Origin of the sequence: Paracoccus thiocyanatus, assembly GCF_900156255.1 — a bacterium.
Lineage (GTDB): Bacteria > Pseudomonadota > Alphaproteobacteria > Rhodobacterales > Rhodobacteraceae > Paracoccus > Paracoccus thiocyanatus.
In genome coordinates, this window is record NZ_FTMK01000011.1 from 69,690 (window position 1) to 90,357 (window position 20,668).

Below are 20,668 nucleotides of genomic sequence, written 5' to 3' on the forward strand. Positions count from 1 at the left end.
GTTCCCGGCTGTTGCTGGTTCTTGTTGCTCAGTTGACGGTGGGCGCCGTCGTCGTCTTCAGCGCCGCCTGTTTCGGCGCCGGCGGATCGGTCCGATGGAAGGTATAAGACAAGGTGATGTCGCGGATGCGACCGGCATCGCGGTCGTCCACCAGGTCGGCATCGACGTAGAAGCTGACCGGCATCTCGACCCGCTCGCCCGGTTGCAGGACCTGTTCGGTAAAGCAGAAGCATTCGATCTTGTTGAAGAAATATCCCGCCGCATCGGGGGCGACGTTATAGCTGGCCGTGCCGGTGACAGGCTGGTCGGTATTGTTGATCGCCTCGTAGAAGGCGATGGCGTTCTCGCCGATCTTCAGCTCGATCTCGCGCTGCATCGGCCGGAAGGTCCAGCCCAGGTTGCTGTCGACATTGGCGTCGAAGCGCACGCGGATGGTTTCGTCCAGCACCCGGTCCGAGGCCGCTTCGGCCACATTGGTCGTGCCGGCAAAGCCCGTCACCCGGCAGAACCAGGAATAGAACGGCACCGCCGCCCAGCTAAGCGCCCCCATCAGAACCACGACGCCCAGTAGCATGCCGACAAGACGTCCGTTCGACCGTGCAGGTTTGTTCGCGTTCATTGCCCTAACCCCTGGCTTGCGCCGGCCACCCCCTGCTGGGCCGCGGGCGTGCCCGGCGCGGCCACGGGCGCGGTATTTTGCCCCGGCGGCGCCGGATCCTTGGGCAGCATCGAGGCACGCGGACGGTGATCATAGCCCTGCATCATGTCGCCCTGGGTGATCTTGACCACCGACAGGCCGAAGACCAGCGCGACAAAGGCCAGCAGCACGACCAGCAGGCCGATGTTGCGGCTGCGGCGGCGCTTGTGCAATTCATGTTCGACCTGCGGCAGCATCACCATGCCCCCACCCAATGCTGCACCAGCAGCGCCAGGAAATGCAGGAAGGTGTAGTAAAGCGACAGGCGGAAATAGCGCTTTTCCACCAGGTAGCCGTCGGCCTGCGCCTGTTCTTCGTTGCGCCGCAGGATGCGCCAGCCGCCGGCGATGAACAGCGCGTTCAGCACCACCGCAACCGCCAGGTAAAGCGGCCCGCCGACCGAGGTGAAGCCCAGCCAGATCGCAAAGGGCGCCAGCACCAGCGTATAGGCAAAGATATGGGCGCGCGTCGCCTTGCGGCCGTGCGTCACGGTCAGCATCGGCACGCCGGCCTTGGAATAGTCGTCCTTCATGAACAGCGCCAGCGCCCAGAAATGCGGCGGGGTCCAGAAAAACACCAGTGCGAACATCAGCAGAGATTCCAGGCCGATGCTGCCCGTGGCGCAGGCCCAGCCGATCATCGGGGGAAAGGCGCCCGCGGCGCCGCCGATGACGATGTTCTGCGGGGTCGAGCGCTTCAGCCAGATCGTATAGACCACCGCATAGAAGAAGATGGTAAAGGCCAGGAACCCGGCCGCGAACCAGTTCGCCGCCAGCCCCAGCATCATCACCGACAGGCCCGACAAGGCAATGCCGAGCGCCAGTGCCTCTTGCGAGGACACCCGGCCGGCAGGCACCGGGCGGCCGGCGGTGCGTTTCATGACCGCGTCGATATCGGCGTCATACCACATGTTGAGCGCGCCCGAGGCCCCGCCGCCAAGCGCGATGAACAGCACCGCGCAGAAGCCCACGAAGGGGTTGACCGGCTGCGGCGCGATCCACAGCCCCACCAGGGCCGTGAACACCACCAGCGACATGACGCGCGGCTTCAGAAGGGCGACGTAATCGCCGAAGCCTGCCTCGAAACCGCCCTCGCGGCTGCCCTCATATGCGTTGATATCGGCCACGGCCCATCCTTACTCTGCCAGCGCCAACTGCACGGGCTTGGCCGGCAGATAATCCGAGGCGTCGGCGGCGAATTCCTCTTTCGCTCCGGTCAGCCAGGCGTCGTATTTTTCCTGGCTCACCGCCTTCACCACGATCGGCATATAGGCATGGTTGATGCCGCAAAGCTCGGAGCACTGGCCGAAATAGACCCCCTCCTGATCGACCGAGAACCACAGTTGCGCGATGCGGCCCGGAACGGCGTCCTGCTTGACCGCAAAGGCGGGGATGGTCCAGCTATGGATCACGTCCGTGGCCGTGACCTGGACAAGCACCTTCTTGCCCACCGGAACGACGACCGCATTGTCGGTTGCCAGCAGGTATTCGTCCTCGGAATAGCCGGCATCGGCCAGGGCCTCTTTCTCCAGCATCAGCGCGTCAAAGGCGATGCCGTCATCGGGGTATTCATAGGACCAGTACCATTGGTGGCCGATGGCCTTGATCACCAGGTCGGGATCGTTCGGCATCTCCTGGCTGCGGAACAGGATCGGCAGCGAAAAGGCGCCGATGGCGACCAGGATCAGCACCGGGACCAGGGTCCAGACGACCTCGATCGGGGTGTTGTGGGTAAAGCGCGCCGGCACGGGATTCGCGCGGCGGTTGAAGCGGACGATGCAGATCAGCAGCAGCAGGCAGACGAAAATCGTCACGGCCGAGATGATATAAAGCACGAAAAGGTCCAGCCATTGCTGGTCCTGCGCCAGCGGGCTCGACGCCGGCTGGAAGTTCATTCCGCCATTCACCGGCTTGCCGATCGAAGGCAGATCGCCCAGCACATCCTGCGCCATGGCCGGAACCGCCGCCAGAGTCGCAACTCCCAGGCTCATCACCGCCGCCGCCCCGCGGCGCTTGGTCGCAATTGCCATCATCCCATCCCGTTGCTTATCATGCCACCGGCATACCCCTGTCCACGGGGCGCCGGCATTCGGTCCTGCACCAGAACCATATCTTACCCCTGCGGGCAAGCCATACCTATCGACTTCTTGCCAAAAAACCCCTAGGCGGGCAGCAGGACAAGGACCGGCCGGATGACTGACGCTTCGTTTTCGCCCTTTCACACGCATCTTAATCAGGACGCTGCGTTGCGCATCCTGCGCACCGCCTTGGCGGGGGCCGATGACGGCGAACTTTTCCTGGAGCGCGCCCGCTCCGAAGCGCTGGTTTTCGACGACGGCCGGCTGCGCACCGCAAGCTATGACGCCGAGCAAGGCTTTGGTTTGCGTGCGATATGCGGCGAAGTCACCGGCTATGCCCATTCGACCGAGATCGACTTGGCGTCCTTGGCGAAGGCCGCCGAAACCGTGCGTCTAGCGGTGGGCGCAGGGGGGGGCACCCTGGCGCTGCCGCCCCAGGGCGAAATCCGGCCGCTTTACGCCGCCATCGACCCGGCCGAGGGCGTTCCCTTTGCCGAGCGGGTCGCGCTTCTGCGGCAAATCGACGCATTCGCGCGCGACCTGGATCCACGGGTCGTGCAGGTTTCGGCCAGCATCGCCACGTCGGTGCAAGAGGTGGCGATCCTGCGCCCCGAAGGTGGGCTGGCGACCGACATCCGCCCGATGGCGCGCCTGAACGTCTCGGTGATCGTGGAATCGAATACCCGGCGCGAATCGGGAACCGCAGGCGGCGGCGGCCGCATCGCCCTGGCGGGGCTGGTCACGCCCGACCATTGGCAGGGCCTGGTGCGCGAAGCGCTGCGCATCGCGCTGGTCAACCTGCGCTCGGTTCCCGCACCCGCGGGGGTGATGGATGTGGTGCTGGGGCCGGGCTGGCCCGGCATCCTGCTGCACGAGGCCGTGGGCCACGGGCTGGAGGGGGATTTCAACCGCAAGGGCCACTCCGCCTTTGCCGGCCTGATGGGCCAGCGCGTCGCCGCGCCCGGCGTGACGGTGGTCGACGACGGCACGATGCCCGATCGCCGCGGCTCGATCTCGGTCGATGACGAGGGCACGCCCCCCGGCCGCAACGTGCTGATCGAGGACGGCATCCTGACCGGCTATATGCAGGACCGGCAAAGCGCGCGGCTGATGGGCGTCGCGCCGACCGGCAACGGACGCCGGCAAAGCTATGCCCATGCGCCCATGCCGCGCATGACCAATACCTTCATGCTGGCCGGCTCGGAAGATCCCGCCTCGATCCTGGCCGGGCTGGAAGATGGCATCTATGCGGTCGGCTTTGGCGGCGGACAGGTGGACATCACCAACGGGAAATTCGTCTTTTCCTGCACCGAGGCCTATCGGGTCAGGAATGGGCAGATCGGCGACCCGATCCGCGGCGCGACGCTGATCGGCGACGGCGCCACCGCCTTGCAGCAGATTCGCGCCATCGGCAACGATCTGGCGCTTGATCCCGGTATCGGCAATTGCGGCAAGCAGGGACAGTGGGTTCCTGTGGGTGTCGGCCTGCCTACGCTGCGCATCGGCGGGCTGACGATCGGCGGATCGGCCGCATAGGCGGCATTCCTTTCGACTGCCTGAGAGAAATTCGGCGCGGCTAACCCATTCTTAACCTTTGCCATGCGATGACTCGGCCTGCGAATGAGGCAAAGGCAGGGACATGATGGCAAGACCGCTTTCTTTCGACCTCCACCCTACCCCTCCCAGGCAAAAGGGGGACGGGCTTGCGGCCCTGCGCCTCATTCGTTCGCGGCGCGTCGGTCCGGCGACCTATCACCGCCTGCTGGCCGAACACGGCTCGGCCGAAGCGGCCCTGGCCGCCCTGCCCCAGATCGCCCGCGCCGCCGGGGTCGAAGATTACGCCCCCTGCCCCGCCGCCGCGGCCGAGGCAGAGATGGCGGCGGGCCAGCGCGCCGGTGCCCGGCTGCTGACCTGGGGCGACGCGGATTATCCCGCCCTGCTGCGCGACCTGGCCGAAGCGCCGCCGGTGCTATGGCTGCGCGGCGACCTGTCGGTGCTGGACCGCATGCCGGTGGCGGTGATCGGGGCGCGCAACGCTTCGTCGCTGGGCCTGCGCATGGCGCGCGGCCTGGCGCTGGGGCTGTCGCAGTCGGGCGCGGCGGTCATCGCCGGGCTGGCGCGCGGCATCGACACCGTTGCCCATGACGCGGCGCTGCATGGCGGCACCATTGCGGTGATGGCCGGCGGCATCGACAAGATCTATCCCAGCGAAAACGCCGCCCTGGCCGAGGCGATCTGCGAAACCGGCCTGCTGGTCACGGAACAGCCGCCGGGGACCGAGCCGGTGGCAAGGCATTTTCCGGCCCGCAACCGCATCATCTCGGGCCTGTCGCGCGCCGTTGTGGTGGTCGAGGCCGCGCACCGCTCGGGCAGCCTGATCACCGCGCGCTGCGCGCTGGACCAGGGACGAGAGGTGATGGCGGTGCCGGGCCATCCCATGGACGCGCGGGCAGCCGGCTGCAATGCGCTGATCCGCGATGGCGCGGTTCTGGTGCGCAACTCGGCGGATGTGCTGGCGGCGCTGCAATCCAACGGCTGCGCGAATGCGGGCGCGGACCGTGTCGAAAGGCCCGACCCGCCGGCGACGCAACCCGCCGCCGCCCCTGCGCCCGCGCCGGCGAGAAGCGCGCGCCCGCTGCAACCTGCCGCCGTGGCCCGCCGGCTGGCCGATCTGGGCCATGGCATTTCCCGCCAGCCCGCAGCGACCCGTCCGCGCGACGCAGGCGGGCCAGCGAATCTGGAGGGGCGGATCCTGGCCCGGCTGGGACCCAGCCCGACCGAGGAAAACCTGCTGATCCGCGATCTGGGCGTGCCGGCGGCCGTGCTTGCCCCGGCCATCCTTGCGCTGGAACTGTCCGGCAGGGTGCAGCGCATGGCAGGCGGCCGGCTGGCCCTGTCTGGGGCCTGACCGGCGGCGGCGGATCACGGGTCGGTCACGGGCTTGTTTGGGAACCGCCGCGCCCGGCGAAGGTTGACGGACGATCCCGCGACCATCGCAAAGAGGACAGTCATGCGCCGCATCTTCCAGACAACGACTTCGATCGTGACCTGCCTTTCGCTCATCGCCCCGCAACTGGCGGTGGCCCAGGAAGAACAGGTCCAAGGCGCTGACGGGCAGGTGGTCCTGCCCCCCGAAACCTCTGCCAGCCCGCCGGGGCAGGACGCGCCCGAACCCCCGCCGCAGCCTGAATCTGACACGGCCGCGCCCGCGGCCCAGGCCGAGACCCAGCCCCTCGCCGCCGAGGCCGCGCCAGAACAAGCCCCGCCTCGCCGCCAGCAAGCGCAGCCGGAACAGCCGTCCGAGGCGCCAGGCCAGGCGGCAGGCCAGCCGGGCGATCAAGCCGGGAATGACGCAGAAAGCCCCGCGGCCGGCGCAGATGCAGCCGCGCCGGAACCGTCGCCGGCACCCCCTGCGGCACCCCCCGACGAAAAGCCCGCACCATCCGCTGCGGCCGAGCCGGGCGATGCTCCGGCCCCTGCTGCCAAACCCGAGGTGACACAGGCCGAAGAGCCCCAACCCAAGCCGCCGGTGGTCCAGGCAGAGGAACCGCCCGCCAAGCCCGCCGCCAGCCAGGCCGGGCAGGACGCGGCCCCGCCCGCGGCCAAGCCGGAAGCCCCCGCCCCGCAGCCCGAGGCTTCAGCACCCGCATCCGCCGCCGATTCGGCCCAGCCGTCCGGCGCGGGGGACGATGCCCCCTCGTCAGAAGCTGCGGACGATACGGCAGCCCCGGCGGAACCTCAGGAGCAGGGGACGGACCCCGACACGACCGCTCCGGCCGAAGATGCGACCCAGCCGCCCCAGCCCGCGCCCGAATCGCAGGATGAGGCCGAGACGCCCCCGGCAGCCGAAGCGGCCCCAGAGCCGCGCCCCGACGCCGAGACCGCGGACACAGCGCCCCAGGCCGATCCCGCCACGGAAGGCAACCCGCCCGCCACCCCTGACGCGCAAGAACTGGAACAGCGGTTGCAGGAAAAGGCCCAGCAGCAGCCCCAGCAACCGCAGGCCGGCGACGGCCAGAGCCAGCCCCCCGGCGCGCAGGAACCTGAAAGCGGCGCGCAGGAGCAGGCCGAGGATCAGGCGCAGGCACAGCCCGGACAGCCGAACGAGGTGCAGGCGCCCGAGGCGCAGGCCCAGCAGAACGCCGTCGCGCAACGCGCCGCCGAAAAGACCCAACCCGACGCGGCTGCCGCGTTGTCCGCCAGCGAAGACGATGCAGGCGCAGGCGAGGCCAGCGAAATCCAGATCACCGATGAAAACGCCCGCAGCTCGGCCGAGGAATTTGCCACCGCGATCACGCAGCAGCAACAGCAACAGCAGCAGTCGGCCCAGGACCAGGTCGAGCAGCGCGCCGAGGAAAGCGACGATGACGACAAGCTGAAGAACATCGCCGGCATGCTGCTTGCCGGGGCGGCCGGCATGGCGGTCGGCAAGATGCTGTCCAACGACCGGCAGGTGGCCTTGAACACCGGCGACCGCGTGGTCGTCACCCTGCCCGATGGCAGCCAGCAACTGATCAAGGACGACAATATCCTGCTTTACCAGCCCGGCTCGAACGTGCGGACCCAGACCTTTGACGACGGCTCGACCCGGACCACGGTGCTGCGCCAGGATGGCAGCCGCGTCGTCACCATCCGCGACGCGAACATGAATGTCCTGCGCCGCACATTGGTGCGCGAAGATGGCAGCGAAACCCGGCTCATCGACGATACCGAGGCGCAGCCGGTGCAGATCTCGGACCTGCCCGCCCCGCCGCCGGTCCGCATCAACCGCGAGCGGCTGGACGAAGCCGCCCTGCGCGAGGCGCTGCGCCGCGAGGCGGTTGTCGACCGACGCTTCAGCCTGGGCCAGATCCGCAACATTCCCGAGGTGCGCGCCCTGGTCGCGCCGGTCAACGTGCCCGAGATCACATTCGAGACTGGCTCGGCGGCGATCAGCCCGGATCAGGCGCAGGAATTGGCCACGCTGGGCAAGGTCATCCGCGACAGCATCGACCAGGACCCGCGCGAGATCTACATGATCGAAGGCTATACCGATGCCGTCGGCTCGGACGCGGCCAACCTGGCCCTGTCGGATCGCCGGGCAGAGTCGGTGGCGCTGGCCTTGACGGAATATTTCCAGGTGCCGCCCGAGAACATGGTGGTTCAGGGTTATGGCGAACAGTTCCTGCTGGTCCCCTCGGACGGGCCGGAGCGGCAGAACCGCCGCGTCGCGCTGCGCCGCATCACCGACCTGCTGGCACAGAACTGAACCGACGGGACCGGGTGCGAAAGCGCCCGGTTCGCGCAGCGCCGGCATCTTTCCCGCGGAAAGAAAGGCCGGCGCGGCGCAACAGGTTCGCAACCCGAGCCGGTCCGGCGGCGGCGCCCTCCTCCCTCAACGCCGCCGCCGGGCCAAGGCCGGGCAACGGAAACCGCGGGCCATGCCCGCGGTTTCCATCATATAGGCGGCAGGATGCAGGTGCCGGCGCGGCAGGCATTGGGGCTTGTCCATCCTGGCGGCGATGACCACCTCAAGCCCCGACCGCCGGCGATCAGCCCAGCGAATAGCCGGTGCCGCGCACGGTGCGCACCGGATTGTCGCCGCCATGCGTCATCAGTGCCTTGCGCAGCCGGCCGACATGCACGTCGATGGTGCGGGTGTCGACATAGATGTCGCGGCCCCAGACCCGGTCCAGCAATTGCTCGCGCGTCCAGACCCGGCCGGGCTTTTCCATCAGCGTGGACAGCAGGCGGAACTCGGTCGGGCCCAGGTGCAGCGGCTGGCCGGCACGAAACACCCGATGCTCGCCCGCATCCAGGATGATGTCGCCGAAGCTGAGCCTTTCGCCCATCGAGGCCGGGCGGGTGCGGCGCAGCTGGGTGCGCAGCCGCGCCATCAGCTCGACCACGGAATAGGGCTTGACCACATAGTCGTCGGCGCCGGTTTCCAGCCCGCGCACCCGGTCCACCTCTTCGGAACGTGCCGACAGCATGATGATCGGGATCTGCCGGGTCGAGGGGTCGGCCTTGACCCGGCGGCAGACTTCGATGCCGCTGACATTGGGCAGCATCCAGTCCAGCACGATCAGGTCGGGCTGTTCCTCGGCGACCAGCAGCATCGCCTCGTCGCCGTTCTCGGCCAGGACGACGCCGAAACCCTCGGCTTCCAGGTTGTATTTCAGCACCTCGCGCTGTGCGCCCTCGTCCTCGACGACCAGGACGCAGGGTTGGGTCTGTGCCATGGCTCAGCCCCCCTCCATGCGCGGGACGCTTTCGCCCTTGGGCCGCGGCTCTTCGGGCAGTTCGCCGGTGGCCAGGTAGATCACCTGCTCGGCGATGCCAGTGGCGTGGTCGCCCATGCGCTCGATGTTCTTGGCGATGAAATGCAGGTGCATGCAGGCGGTGATATTGCGCGGATCCTCCATCATATGGGTCAGGAATTCGCGAAACAGCGCGTTATACATCTGGTCCACTTCCAGGTCGCGCTGGCGCACGTCGCCCGCCAGCGCCGCGTCGCGCTGGATATAGCTATCCAGCGCGTCCTTCATCATCGCCTCGACCGTGGCGGACATGCGCTTGAGCGCCATGCCGGCCCCGTCGATCGGCGGCATCTCGGACAGAACATGGCTGCGCTTGGCGATGTTCTTGGCGTAATCGCCGACGCGTTCCAGGATATGCGAGATCTTGATCACCGACAGCACCATGCGCAGGTCGGTCGCCCGCGGCGCGCAACTGGTCGATCAGCTCTTCGACCTGGCTGGTGGCGATGGGGTCCAGCGCCGAGCAAGGCTCGTCCATCAACAGCACCTCGGGCTGGGTCGCCACGGCGCGGGCGATGCAAAGCCGCTGCTGCTGGCCGCCCGACAGGCCGGTGCCGGGATCGTTCAGCCGGTCCTTGACCTCGTTCCACAGCGCCGCGCCGCGCAGCGATTTCTCGACGATCTCGTCCAGTTCGGCGCGGTTGGCGGGCCAGGCCGTGGATGCGCGGGCCATAGGCCACATTGTCATAGATCGACTTGGGAAAGGGGTTGGGTTTCTGGAACACCATGCCGACGCGGGCACGCAACTGCACCGGGTCGACGCGCTTGTCATAGATATCCTCGCCGTCCAGCGTGATCTTGCCCTCGACCCGGCTGATGTCGATGGTGTCGTTCATGCGGTTCAGGCAGCGCAGGAAGGTCGACTTGCCGCAGCCCGAGGGGCCGATGAAGGCGGTGACGGTCTTGTCCAGCAGGTCGACATCCACGTCCTTGATCGCGTGCTTGTCGCCATACCAGACCTGAACGTCGCGGGCCGAGATCTTGATTTCCGTCTGCTCCACAGCGCGCTCCAGGATTCTCATGTCGTTCATATCGGGTCTCCTTCCCGAGTTTACCACCGGCGCTCGAACTTGCGGCGCAGAAGGATGGCAAGCAGGTTCATGCAAAGCAGGAACACCAGCAGCACGATGATCGCCCCCGACGCGCGCTCGATAAAGGCGGGGTCGGCGCGCTGGGTCCAGTTGTAGACCTGGACCGGCAGGGCCGAGGCGGGCTCGAACAGCCCGTCCGGGGGCGCCGAGGGGACGTTGCGGACAAAGGCCACCATGCCGATCAGCAAAAGCGGCGCGGTTTCGCCCAATGCCTGCGCCAGGCCGATGATGGTGCCGGTCAGGATGCCCGGCATGGCCAGCGGCAGGACGTGATGGAACACCGACTGCATCTTGGACGCGCCCACCCCCAGCGCCGCGTCGCGGATCGAGGGCGGCACCGCCTTGAGCGCGGCGCGGGTGGCGATGATGATGGTGGGCAGCGTCATCAGCGTCAGCACCAACCCGCCGACGATCGGCGCCGATTGCGGCAGGCCGGCGAAGTTGATGAAGGCGGCAAGGCCCAGGATGCCGAAGACGATGGACGGCACCGCGGCCAGGTTCGAGATATTGACCTCGATGATGTCGGTCCAGCGGTTCTGGGGCGCGAATTCTTCCAGATAGATCGAGGCGGCGACGCCGATCGGCACCGCAAGCACCAGCACCACCAGCATCATGTAGAGCGAGCCCAGGATGGCGATGCCCACCCCCGCGGCCTCGGGGCGCTGGTCCGAGGCGTCGGGCCGGGTCAGGAACGACCAGTTCCACTGCGTCGCCAGCATGCCCTGCGCCTTCAGCGCATCGGCAAGCTGCAACTGCGCGGGCGAGGTATTGGCGTCGCGCGCCGCGCTTTCCATGCTGACGCGGCCCTTGTAATAGCCGTCCACCCGGCCGTTCACCAGCACGCGGGCCGTGACGGTCTGGCCGATCAGTTCGGGATCGGCCAACACGCGATTGCGCAGTTGCGCCGACGCCTCTTTCGAGATCATGCCGGTGACGTCCTTGTCCGAAAGCCCGGCGATGGCGATGCCCTTGTCGGCGATGGTCTGTTCCAGCGCCTGTTGCAGGATCTTGCCATAGGTCAGGGTCAGGATCTTGCGGATATCCTGGGGGTCGCGGTTGCCGTTCTTGTCAAGCTGCGCGGCATCAAGCGCCACCGGGATTTCCAGATAGGTCTGGCGAAAGGCGCTGACGCCGCCGCCCAGGATGGTCGACAGCAGGATCACCAACATGATCATCGAGATCACGATGGCGCCCAGGCCATAGGCGCGGAACCGCGCCTCGGCCGCATTGCGCTTGCGGGTATGGGGGTCGGCGACCAGCAGCGAGTTGCGGGGCTTGGCGCCGTCCAGGGATGCGTCGCTCATTCGTATTGCTCCCGGTATTTGCGCACGACGTAAAGCGCGACGATGTTCAGCCCCAGCGTGATGACGAACAGCGTCAGGCCCAGGGCAAAGGCCACCAGCGTCTCGGGCGCGGCGAAATCGTTGTCGCCGGTCAACTGGCTGACGATCTTGACGGTGATGGTGGTCATGGCCTCGAACGGGTTCAGGTCCATGCGCGCGGCGGCCCCCGCGCCCAGCACGACGATCATCGTCTCGCCGATGGCGCGCGACGCGGCCAGCAGCACCGCGCCGACGATGCCCGGCAGGGCGGCGGGCAACACCACCTTGCGCACGGTTTCCGATTGCGTCGAGCCAAGCCCCAGCGCGCCGTCGCGCAGGGATTGCGGCACGGCGTTGATGATGTCGTCCGACAGCGAACTGACAAAGGGGATCAGCATGATGCCCATGACCAGCCCCGCTGTCATCACCGAGGAACCGGAACTGCCCAGGCCCAGCGGCTGGGCGAAATAGTCGCGCAGCATCGGCCCCACGGTGATCAGCGCGAAAAGCCCGTAGACGATGGTCGGGATCCCGGCCAGCACCTCGATCATCGGCTTGGCCACGCCGCGCAGCCGGGGCGTGGCGTATTCGGACATGTAGATCGCCGCGAACAGCCCGATGGGCACCGAAACCGCCAGCGCGATCAGCGAGATGTAAAGCGTGCCCCAAAGCAGCGGCAGGATGCCCAATTGCGAGCCGCCGCCGAAGCGCGGCGACCAGGTCGTGCCGAAGAAGAAATCATGCCAGGGATATTGGCGAAAGAACTGCCCGGTCTCGAACAGCATCGAAAAGACGATCCCGGCGGTGGTCAGGATGGCGATGCTGGAACACAGGATCAAAAGCCCCTTGACCGTGGCTTCGACCGCGTTGCGGGCGCGAAAGCCCGGCGCGCTGCGCATCAGCGCCAGGCCCATGCCCGCCGCGGCCAGCACAAGCGCCAGGATGGCCACCGGCGTCACATTCGCCGCCGGCTGCACGAAGCGCCAGATCGCGATCAGGAAAAGCGCCGGCAGCGCCGTCAGCAGCGCCGCGTTCCAGCCGTGATAGCTGGGGCGCGAATGCAGCCGCCGCACATCGCCCCCCGCCTGCGCGATGACGCGCGCACGGGTGACGAAATAGCCGGCGCCTGCAAGGGCGAGGACGATCAGCAAGGTCCATGAAGCTGGCATGTGGGCCCTCGGAACGGGAAACGGAAAAAGGGCGCGGGGCGCGCACTTGAACGGATGCCCCCCGCGCCCGTCAGGTCATTGCGCCGCGGCCATGGTCTTTTCGTCGGCAACGGCGGCCTGGGTGGCGGCCAGTTCGGGATCGGCCACCAGCCCATAGGCGGCCAGCGGGCCTTCGGCCCCGGCCAGCTCGTCCGAGACGAAGAATTCCGTGAATTCCTTCAGCCCCGGAATGGTGCCGATATGCTGTTTCTTGACATAGAAGAACAGCGGCCGCGACACCGGGTATTCGCCCGAGGCGATGCTTTCGGTCGAAGGCTGGACGCCGGCGATGGTCGCGACCTTCAGCTTGTCGGTGTTGTTTTCATAGAAGGACAGGCCGAAGATGCCGATGCCGTTCTTGGCCGACTGGATGCGGGCCAGGGTCTCGGTATAGTCGCCGTCGATGTCGATGGACTTGCCGTCGGTGCGCAGCGCCATGCAGGCCGATTCGGCCTCGTCCTCGCCCTTCTCGGCCTTGAACACCTCGGCGGCGCCCGATTCCTCGCAGCCCGCGGCGATCACCTTTTCCTCGAAGACTTCGCGGGTGCCGTGCTTGGTGCCGGGCACGAAGGCCAGGATTTCCTGTTCGGGCAGGTCGGCGCGGATCTCGCTCCATTTGGTATGCGGGTTCGCTACGACCTTGCCGTCGACCACCACCTCGGCGGCCAGGGCGTTGAACCAGTCGGCCGGGGTGAACTGAAAGTCGTTTCCGGCGATGTCGCTGGCAAAGACGATGCCGTCATAGCCGATGCGGACTTCCATGATGTCGGTCACGCCATTGGCCTTGCAGGCCTCGATCTCGCTGTCCTTGATGGCGCGCGAGGCATTGGCGATGTCGGTGGTGTTCTCGCCCACGCCTTCGCAGAATTTCTTGAGCCCGGCCGACGAGCCGCCGGATTCGACCACCGGGGTCGGGAAGTCGGTGTTTTCGCCAAAGGCTTCGGCAACGATGGTCGCATAGGGCAGCACCGTGGACGATCCCGAGACCTGGATCTGGTCGCGGGCCGAAGCCGCCGACGCCGAAGCAGCGATCACGGCAAGCGCCGACACGGTGAATTTCGCGGATTTCATAGGATCACTCCTGACATTTCCATGGGGCCGGATGCGGCCTGCGCGTTCTCTAATGCGCTGGTGCGACGGTTATGCGAAAGGAATGTAACAGTTCCGCGACAAAGCTGGAGTATTTGCGAAACGGTGAAAAGCGGAAATCCGCCGCGCCGGGCTTTCGCCGTTTTCCAAATACTCCATGGGGTGAATTGGCCCGGCACGGGCCAAGAGGGGAACAGCGTTCCCCTTTTCTTCCCCCCGATTGCCGCCGCCCCATTGCCGCCACCCATTGCACCCGGCCTAGCCGATGCGGCCGCGCCGGCCGCCGGTCTGCGCGCGGTCCAGCAACAGGTGGTCCAGCACGACACAGGCCGCCATCGCCTCGGCGATGGGCACGGCGCGGATGCCGACGCAGGGGTCGTGCCGGCCCTTGGTGATCAGCTCGATCTCTTCGCCGCGCCGGTCGATGGTGCGGCGCGGGGTCAGGATGGAACTGGTCGGCTTGACGGCGAATCGCACCACGATGTCCTGCCCGGTCGAGATGCCGCCCAGAATCCCGCCGGCATGGTTCGACAGAAAGCGCGGCCCTTCGTTGCCCATGCGGATCTCGTCGGCATTCGCGGTCCCGGTCAGGGCGGCGGCGGCCATGCCCTCGCCGATCTCGACGCCCTTGACCGCGTTGATCGACATCATGGCGGCGGCCAGGTCGGTGTCCAGCTTGGCATAGACCGGCGCGCCCAGCCCGGCCGGGCAGCCCTGGACCAGCACCTCGACGGCGGCGCCGACGCTGTCCTGGGCCTTGCGGATGGCGTTCAGATAGTCCTCCCATGCCGGCACGGCCGCGGCATCGGGCAGGAAGAACGGGTTCGCGTCGATCGCCGCCGCGTCGAAATTCGCCCGGTCCAGGTGCAATTCGCCCATCTGCACCATGTAGCCGGTGATCTTCAGCCCTGGCGCCAGGTCGCGCAGCACCGCCTGCGCGACGCCCCCCGCCGCGACCCGCGCCGCCGTCTCGCGCGCGCTGGAACGGCCGCCGCCGCGATAGTCGCGGATGCCGTATTTCAGGTGATAGGCGATATCGGCATGGCCGGGGCGGAAGGCCTGGGCGATCTCGCCATAATCCTTGCTGCGCTGGTCGGTATTCTCGATCATCAACTGGATCGGGGTGCCGGTGGTTTTCCCCTCGAACACGCCCGACAGGATGCGCACCCGGTCGGCTTCCTGCCGCTGGGTGGTGAATTTCGAACTGCCGGGCCGGCGGCGGTCCAGGAATTGCTGGATCCAGCCCTCGTCCAGCGCCACGCCGGGCGGGCAGCCGTCCACGGTCGCGCCCAAGGCCGGGCCGTGGCTTTCGCCCCAAGTGGTAAAGGTGAAGACGCGGCCGAAGGTGTTGACGCTCATGGTTCCCGGATCCCCTTTTTGCCTGCGATAGCCGCAGGCCGGGCAAGGGGCAATCCCCAGCGCCGTCTTGCGGCATGGCGGCGCACCCGACGCCGGCAGGTTCCCGGCGCGGGCGGGTGCCAGGGGCGCCGCGCCTCAGTTTTCGCGAAAGGCCCGCGACAGGCTGTCCTCGATCGGCTTGATCAGGTATTGCGCGAAAGTCCGGGCCGAGGTCTCGATCATCACCTCGGCCGGCATGCCCGGCGTGGGGCGAAAGCCCCGCACCCGCTCCAGTTCCGAAGGCGGCAGGTCGATGCGCACCACATAGACCTCGCGCGCGATGCCGTCGGTTTCGGTGGTCAGCGCATCGGCCGAGACATAGACCAGATGGCCCTGAAGCACCGGCGTGGTGCGCTGGTTCAGCGAGGTCATGCGCACCGCCGCCTTCTGGCCGATCTCGATCTCGTCGATATCGGTGCGCGAGATATAGGTCTCGATGATCAGCGGCGCGTCCAGGGGCAGGATTTCCAGGATCGGCTTGCCCGCCTCGATCACCCCGCCGGGGGTGTGGTAATGCATGCGCACGATGGTCCCCGAGACGGGCGAGACGATCTGGGATCGTTCCAGCACGTCCTGGGCCTTGAGCGACTGTTCGCGGACGCTGTCCAGCTCGGCCTCGATGCCCTGGCTTTCGTCCAGCGCCGTCTGCTTGTGCTGGGTCAGCGCCTGCTCGATCTCGCTTTCGGCCTTGCGCACCGCCTCTTGCGTCTCGGCGATGAGCGAGCGCATGCGGCCGGCCTCGCCCTCGGCATCGGCGATGGCGCGCGCCAGGGCATTGACCTCGCTGCGCCGCACCAGTCCGCGCCCCAGCAGCAGATCGCGCGCGTCATGGTCTTCGCGCAGCAGGGCAAGCTGGGTCACGATGGCGGCAAGCTGCCCCTCATAGCCCTGGATGCGGGACCGGCTGGCGGCGATGTTGCTTTCCAGCAGGGTGATTTCGCCCTTCAGCCGGGCACGGGCGGCGCGAAAGGCCGCCTGCTGCTCGGCCATGATGGCGGCAAAGCTGGCATCCTCGCGCCGGGTTTGCAGGAAGTCGCCGAAGGCCAGCGCATCGGCGGCGACATATTCGGCCCGCAGCCGGGCGCTGATCGCTTCCAGCCGGGCGCGGCGCAGCTCCAGCTCGCGCCGGTTGGCGATCGAGGCGGTGCGATCCAGCCGCACCAGCGCCTGGCCGGCGCTGACCGCATCGCCCTCGGCCACCAGGATCTCGCGGATGATGCCGCCTTCCAGGTGCTGGACGATCTTGTTGCGCCCGGTGGCGACGAAACTGCCCGGCGCCATGACCGCGGCCGCCAGCGGCGCGCGCAACGCCCAGGTGCCGAAGCCGCCCAGCGACACCACCAGCAGCGCAAGCCCCGCCACCAGATGCGCCGTGACCGAGCGCGGCACCCGGTCGTAAAGCCCGTCGGGATCGACGCTGCCGGTCATGGCCGCGCCGCCGGGGCCGTGCGCGGATCGGCCGGGCCGGACCCGCCGCCCGCCTGCTTGCCCGCCGCCAGGCGCTGCAACATCTGCGCGCGCGCGCCAAAGGCCGCGATCTGCCCGTCGGCCAGCAGCATGATGTTGTCCACATCCTGCAAAAGCTGGTATTTCTGCGTCACCACGATCATCGTGATCCCGTCCTTTTTGGCCAGGGCCATCGCCCGCGACAGCGCCCGGTCCCCGGCGGTGTCCAGATTCGAATTCGGCTCGTCCAGGACCACCAGGCGGGGGCTGCCGAAAAAGGCCCGCGCCAGGCCGATGCGCTGCTTTTGCCCGCCCGACAGGGGCGATCCGTCGGCGGCCACGATGGTCTCATAGCCTTCGGGCAGCTTGGCGATCATGTCATGGACATCGGCCAGCACCGCGGCCTGATAGATTTCCTGGTCGCCGGCATCGGGGCGCATCCGGGCGATATTGTCCTTGATGCTGCCCGGAAACAGCTGCACATCCTGCGGCAGGTAGCCGATGCACTGGCCCAGTTGGCGCTGGTCCCAGTTGCGCAGGTCCATCAGGTCCAGCCGCACGCTGCCCGATGTGGGCAGGATCGAGCCGACCAGCATCTTGCCCAGCGTGGTCTTGCCGGCCCCGGACTTGCCGACGATGGCCAATGACGCGCCGGGATTGAGCGAAAAGGTGATCGCGTTCAGCACCACTCGCTTGGTGCCGCCGGGCACGTAAAGCAGCCGCTCGACATCCAGCCGCCCCTGGGGATGGGGCAGTTTCAGCCGCTGCTGGTTCAAGGGCGAGGATTTCAGCAGCGACGCGATGCGCCCATAGGCGGCGCGCGACAGAAGCACGCTGTTCCAGCCCTCGATGGCGCCCTCGATCGGGGCCAGGGCGCGCCCGGCGATGATCGAGGCGGCGATGACCATGCCTCCGGTGATCTCGCCGCGCAGCGCCAGATGGGCGCCCCAGCCCAAAAGCCCGACCTGGGTCAGCAGCCGCACGGCGCGGGATGCGCCGGCGAACAGGATGTTGCGGTCCTGCGCGCGCACCTGCGCCGCCATCGAGCCGGCGGCGTCGCGGCCCCAGATGTTCACCGCCTCGGGGATCATCGCCAGCGCATTGATGATCTGCGAATTGCGCATCATCGAATCCAGGTGCAGGTTCGCGCGGCTCAGGTGCCGGTTCGCCTCGGCAAAGGATTTCGCCGTGGCGCGCTGGTTCATCAGCGCGATGGCCACCAGCATCCCGGCCGTGGTCAGCACGATCATGCCCAGATGCGGATGCACCAGAAAGATCGCCAGGATGAACAGCGGCGCAAAGGGCAGGTCCAGAAAGGACAGCAGCGTTCCCGACACCAGGAAGCTGCGCACCTGCTGCAAGTCGCCCAGCGTCTGGTATTCCTTGCCGTTGCTTTGCAGCGAGGCACGCGCCGCCGCCGCCAGGATGGGTGCGCCCAGCCTGGCCGAGATATCGACCGAACTGCGCAGCAGCATGCCGCGGCGGATGGCGTCGAAGACCACCTGCAACAGCACGGCGCCCACGATCACCACCGTCAGCATGACCAGCGTATCGACCGAGCGGCTGGTCAGCACCCGGTCGGAAATCTGGAACAGGTAGATCGGGATCGCCAGGACCAGAAGATTGGTCACGCCGCTGAACAGCAGCACGCCCAGGATATTGGCCCAGATCCTGCGGATCGTGGCCCCCAGCGCGCCGGCGATGTCGGGTTCGGACACGCGCTTGTGAAAGCCGGTCCCCTTGCCGTCATGCGCGCCGGCTGCGGGCGCGGCCGGGATGCGCCCGGCCTGCGCCTCGATGGTCGGGCCGGTGCCGGTGGGTTTGGCGGCCGGCGCGCGGCGGGCGCCCGCCTGCCAGTCCACGTTCATTTCCGGCTCAAGCAGCAGCCGCCCGCCGGTCTTGTCCTGGGTCGTCATGCAAGCACCGTTTCCATGGCATCGACGGACAGTTCGGCATGCGTGCCGATCGGCACGAACTCGCCCTGGGGCCCGTCATCGCCCAGCATGCCGTCGGCCAGGAAAAGCACCGCCTCGGTCGCCAGCCCGCCGGGCGGGCCCGGCAACAGCGGATCGCCCGGCAGGACCAGTTCGGCCTGGTGCAGCAGCGCGTCCGAATAGACCTCGCCGCCGGAATGGATGGTGGCATCGACGCCGAATTCGGCGATGGTCGCGGCATTGACCAGCAGGTTCGATCCGGTGACCAGCCTGACCTCGCCCCCCGCCAGCACAAGATCGTCGCGGTAAAGCTCGATCTGGTCGGCATCGCCCAGGACATTCGTCTGGCGCACGATATTGACCGAAACCAGGTCGCCCTGGATATGCAGCACCCGCACCACGTCCAGCCCCTGGAAAGCGGGATCGTTCAGGACCGAATCCGGCAAGGCCACCTTGCCCGCGGCCGCGGCGGCCAGCATCGCGTCCTGGGCGGCGCTGGTTGCCACGATGCCGGATTGGCCGGACTGAAGGATGGTCGCATCGTTGATCAGCAGGTTGTCGCCCGACCCGATCGCCCCGCCCGGCGCGCCATCGACCATGATGCGGTCGTCATCCAGCAGCACATTGGTTTGCAGCACCGCATTCAGGTTGATGATCTGGCCGTCGACGATGACAAGATCGTAATGCATCCCCAGTTCGGCCAGCGACACCTGGTTCAGCGCGCCGTTCTCGCCCATCAGCAGCAAGGTCTTGCCGGCCTGGAGCGTGATCGAGGCGATGTCCCCATCCGACATCAGATTGTACTGGTCGATCCAGTTCATCCCGACCAGGCTGCCCTCCAGCGTCGCGGTCAGCCAGTATTGCGGCGCCGCCCCGTCCCCGCCCTCGGGCAGCGGCATTGGATTCGAGAAGGACGCATGGCTGGCATAGTTGACCCCTTGGGTCGGGGCGTCCTGGGGCTGGCCCGCGGCCATGCCCGCGCCGAAAAGCGTGTCGGCATCGCTCCACAGGTTGACCTGGCTGACGATGCTGTAGCTGTAGACACCCCCCGCCACCACCACGACCGGCGCGCTAAGCACGGCAGAGTTGATCACCACCTCATTGACCAGCGTGTTGTTGCCCAGGATCAGGTCATGGCCCTGGCCCCCGTCGGGGGTGGCCGGCGCGGTGGTCGGGTTGGCCGAACTGGGCCCGTCCTGCCGGGGGGCTGCGGCCTGTTGCCCGGCCTGCTGCTCGGCCAGGCGCGCGGCCTCCTGGCGATAGGCCGGCATCAGCGCGTCCATGTCGGGGCGGGCATCGACCTTGACCCCGTCCAGATAATTCCCCTGGACGTCCGCGCCCTGCCGGCCGTGGATCTCCGCCGGGCCGGTGCCGGGACCCTGCGCCGGCAATTCGGCCTGGCGGAAGGCTTCGGCGATCAGCCGAAAGGCCGGCTCGTCCGCCGGCATGGCAATCGGCAGCGCGATGCCCAGCCCTTCGGCCTGCGCCGCCATGGCCTCCAGCCGGGACGCGATCTGGGCCGCATCGGCCAGCCCGCCGCGCATCGCCTGCGGGTCAAGCTGGTCGTCGTCGGCCAGCCGGGTCTTTTGAACGGCAATCACCGCCACCGAACCCGGCACCGGCAGGATCCAATCGGGCGGCGGGGGCGGGAACGCGCCCGGCGGCAGGGCCGTCCAGGCCGGGTGCGCGGGCAATGCCGGCTCGTACACGGTGCCTGGCGCGGACGCGCCCTGCGGGGCCTGTGACGGCGACGTCATCGCCGGCGGCCTGGGATCGGCCGCAAGCCCCTCGGCCGGCCAGGCGGGCGGGGCATGGCGTATCTCGGGCAGGTGATCGAGCGGGCGATAGGGATGCCATGCCGCCAGGTCGAGCGTCTGGATGGGACCCAGGTCGGGATCGGCGCTGCGCGGCACCAGCCGGTCGTAGTCGATCCGCATCCGGCCGCATTCCTGGGCCATATGAAAGACGCCGACGAAATGCCAGATCGCCTCTTCTGCGGCGTCTATCGTCAACATGGCTGCCCCCTTTCCCGACCAGGCAAAAATTCGGCGGGGAGTCCCGAAAAATCATTAAAAGCGAACCTGCGCGGGCTGCCCCGCGCAGGTCT

General features: G+C 67.7%; 15 protein-coding genes and 2 pseudogenes. 3 read left to right on the plus strand and 14 right to left on the minus strand.

What is annotated here, in order from left to right:
• Positions 1-28 precede the first annotated feature (28 nt).
• From F3H32_RS09975 to coxB, 4 genes are read right to left on the minus strand one after another with little or no spacing between them, the layout of a single operon-like run.
• On the minus strand, positions 29-619 hold the full coding sequence (locus F3H32_RS09975) for a cytochrome c oxidase assembly protein (RefSeq protein WP_149765724.1): 591 nt from the start codon (positions 617-619) through the stop codon (positions 29-31).
• The gene (locus F3H32_RS09980; RefSeq protein ID WP_223191404.1) at positions 616-900 is read right to left on the minus strand and encodes a hypothetical protein; all 285 of its coding nucleotides are present in this window, start codon (positions 898-900) and stop codon (positions 616-618) included. The genes F3H32_RS09975 and F3H32_RS09980 overlap by 4 nt, the downstream gene beginning before the upstream one ends.
• Positions 894-1,823, minus strand: coding sequence for a heme o synthase (cyoE, locus tag F3H32_RS09985; protein WP_149765725.1), 930 nt, complete (start codon positions 1,821-1,823; stop codon positions 894-896). Before cyoE ends, F3H32_RS09980 begins: the two co-directional genes overlap by 7 nt.
• 9 nt (positions 1,824-1,832) lie before the next feature.
• Positions 1,833-2,729, minus strand: coding sequence for a cytochrome c oxidase subunit II (gene coxB / locus F3H32_RS09990; RefSeq protein ID WP_149765726.1), 897 nt, complete (start codon positions 2,727-2,729; stop codon positions 1,833-1,835).
• Positions 2,730-2,888: 159 nt separating this feature from the next.
• On the opposite strand from coxB, the gene tldD reads away from it, so the two are divergent.
• The 3 genes from tldD to F3H32_RS10005 all read left to right on the plus strand — a co-directional run bounded on the left by tldD (position 2,889) and on the right by F3H32_RS10005 (position 8,022).
• Complete coding sequence (gene tldD / locus F3H32_RS09995) at positions 2,889-4,310, plus strand: metalloprotease TldD (protein WP_149765727.1); 1,422 nt, start codon at positions 2,889-2,891, stop codon at positions 4,308-4,310.
• 103 nt (positions 4,311-4,413) lie between these two features.
• Positions 4,414-5,682, plus strand: coding sequence for a DNA-processing protein DprA (gene dprA / locus F3H32_RS10000; RefSeq protein WP_394349618.1), 1,269 nt, complete (start codon positions 4,414-4,416; stop codon positions 5,680-5,682).
• Positions 5,683-5,784: 102 nt separating this feature from the next.
• Positions 5,785-8,022, plus strand: coding sequence for an OmpA family protein (locus F3H32_RS10005; protein WP_149765729.1), 2,238 nt, complete (start codon positions 5,785-5,787; stop codon positions 8,020-8,022).
• Positions 8,023-8,305: 283 nt separating this feature from the next.
• Here the strand turns inward: F3H32_RS10005 and phoB are convergent, their stop codons facing one another.
• The 10 genes and pseudogenes from phoB to F3H32_RS10055 form a co-directional block, all read right to left on the minus strand.
• Positions 8,306-8,995 carry a phosphate regulon transcriptional regulator PhoB gene (gene phoB, locus F3H32_RS10010; RefSeq protein WP_115754865.1) on the minus strand — a complete coding sequence of 230 codons (690 nt, stop codon included), beginning with the start codon at positions 8,993-8,995 and terminating at the stop codon, positions 8,306-8,308.
• A gap of 3 nt (positions 8,996-8,998) precedes the next feature.
• Positions 8,999-9,481 (minus strand): annotated as a pseudogene (phoU, locus tag F3H32_RS10015) (phosphate signaling complex protein PhoU); the annotation flags it as partial.
• Positions 9,480-10,104 (minus strand): annotated as a pseudogene (locus F3H32_RS10020) (phosphate ABC transporter ATP-binding protein); the annotation flags it as partial. The pseudogenes F3H32_RS10020 and phoU, both read right to left, overlap by 2 nt.
• Before the next feature lie 20 nt (positions 10,105-10,124).
• A complete protein-coding gene (gene pstA / locus F3H32_RS10025; protein WP_149765730.1) occupies positions 10,125-11,468 on the minus strand; it encodes a phosphate ABC transporter permease PstA in 1,344 nt (447 codons plus the stop codon).
• Positions 11,465-12,655, minus strand: a complete 1,191-nt coding sequence (gene pstC, locus F3H32_RS10030; protein ID WP_149765731.1) for a phosphate ABC transporter permease subunit PstC — start codon at positions 12,653-12,655, stop codon at positions 11,465-11,467. The genes pstA and pstC overlap by 4 nt, the downstream gene beginning before the upstream one ends.
• Before the next feature lie 75 nt (positions 12,656-12,730).
• Positions 12,731-13,765: a substrate-binding domain-containing protein gene (locus tag F3H32_RS10035; RefSeq protein ID WP_149765732.1), complete on the minus strand. Its 1,035-nt coding sequence runs from the start codon at positions 13,763-13,765 to the stop codon at positions 12,731-12,733.
• A gap of 276 nt (positions 13,766-14,041) precedes the next feature.
• Positions 14,042-15,142, minus strand: a complete 1,101-nt coding sequence (gene aroC / locus F3H32_RS10040) for a chorismate synthase (RefSeq protein ID WP_149765733.1) — start codon at positions 15,140-15,142, stop codon at positions 14,042-14,044.
• 135 nt (positions 15,143-15,277) lie between these two features.
• On the minus strand, positions 15,278-16,609 hold the full coding sequence (locus tag F3H32_RS10045; RefSeq protein WP_149765734.1) for an HlyD family type I secretion periplasmic adaptor subunit: 1,332 nt from the start codon (positions 16,607-16,609) through the stop codon (positions 15,278-15,280).
• Positions 16,606-18,543, minus strand: coding sequence for a type I secretion system permease/ATPase (locus F3H32_RS10050; protein ID WP_223191405.1), 1,938 nt, complete (start codon positions 18,541-18,543; stop codon positions 16,606-16,608). Before F3H32_RS10050 ends, F3H32_RS10045 begins: the two co-directional genes overlap by 4 nt.
• Complete coding sequence (locus F3H32_RS10055) at positions 18,540-20,576, minus strand: hypothetical protein (RefSeq protein ID WP_149765735.1); 2,037 nt, start codon at positions 20,574-20,576, stop codon at positions 18,540-18,542. Before F3H32_RS10055 ends, F3H32_RS10050 begins: the two co-directional genes overlap by 4 nt.
• Positions 20,577-20,668 lie beyond the last annotated feature (92 nt).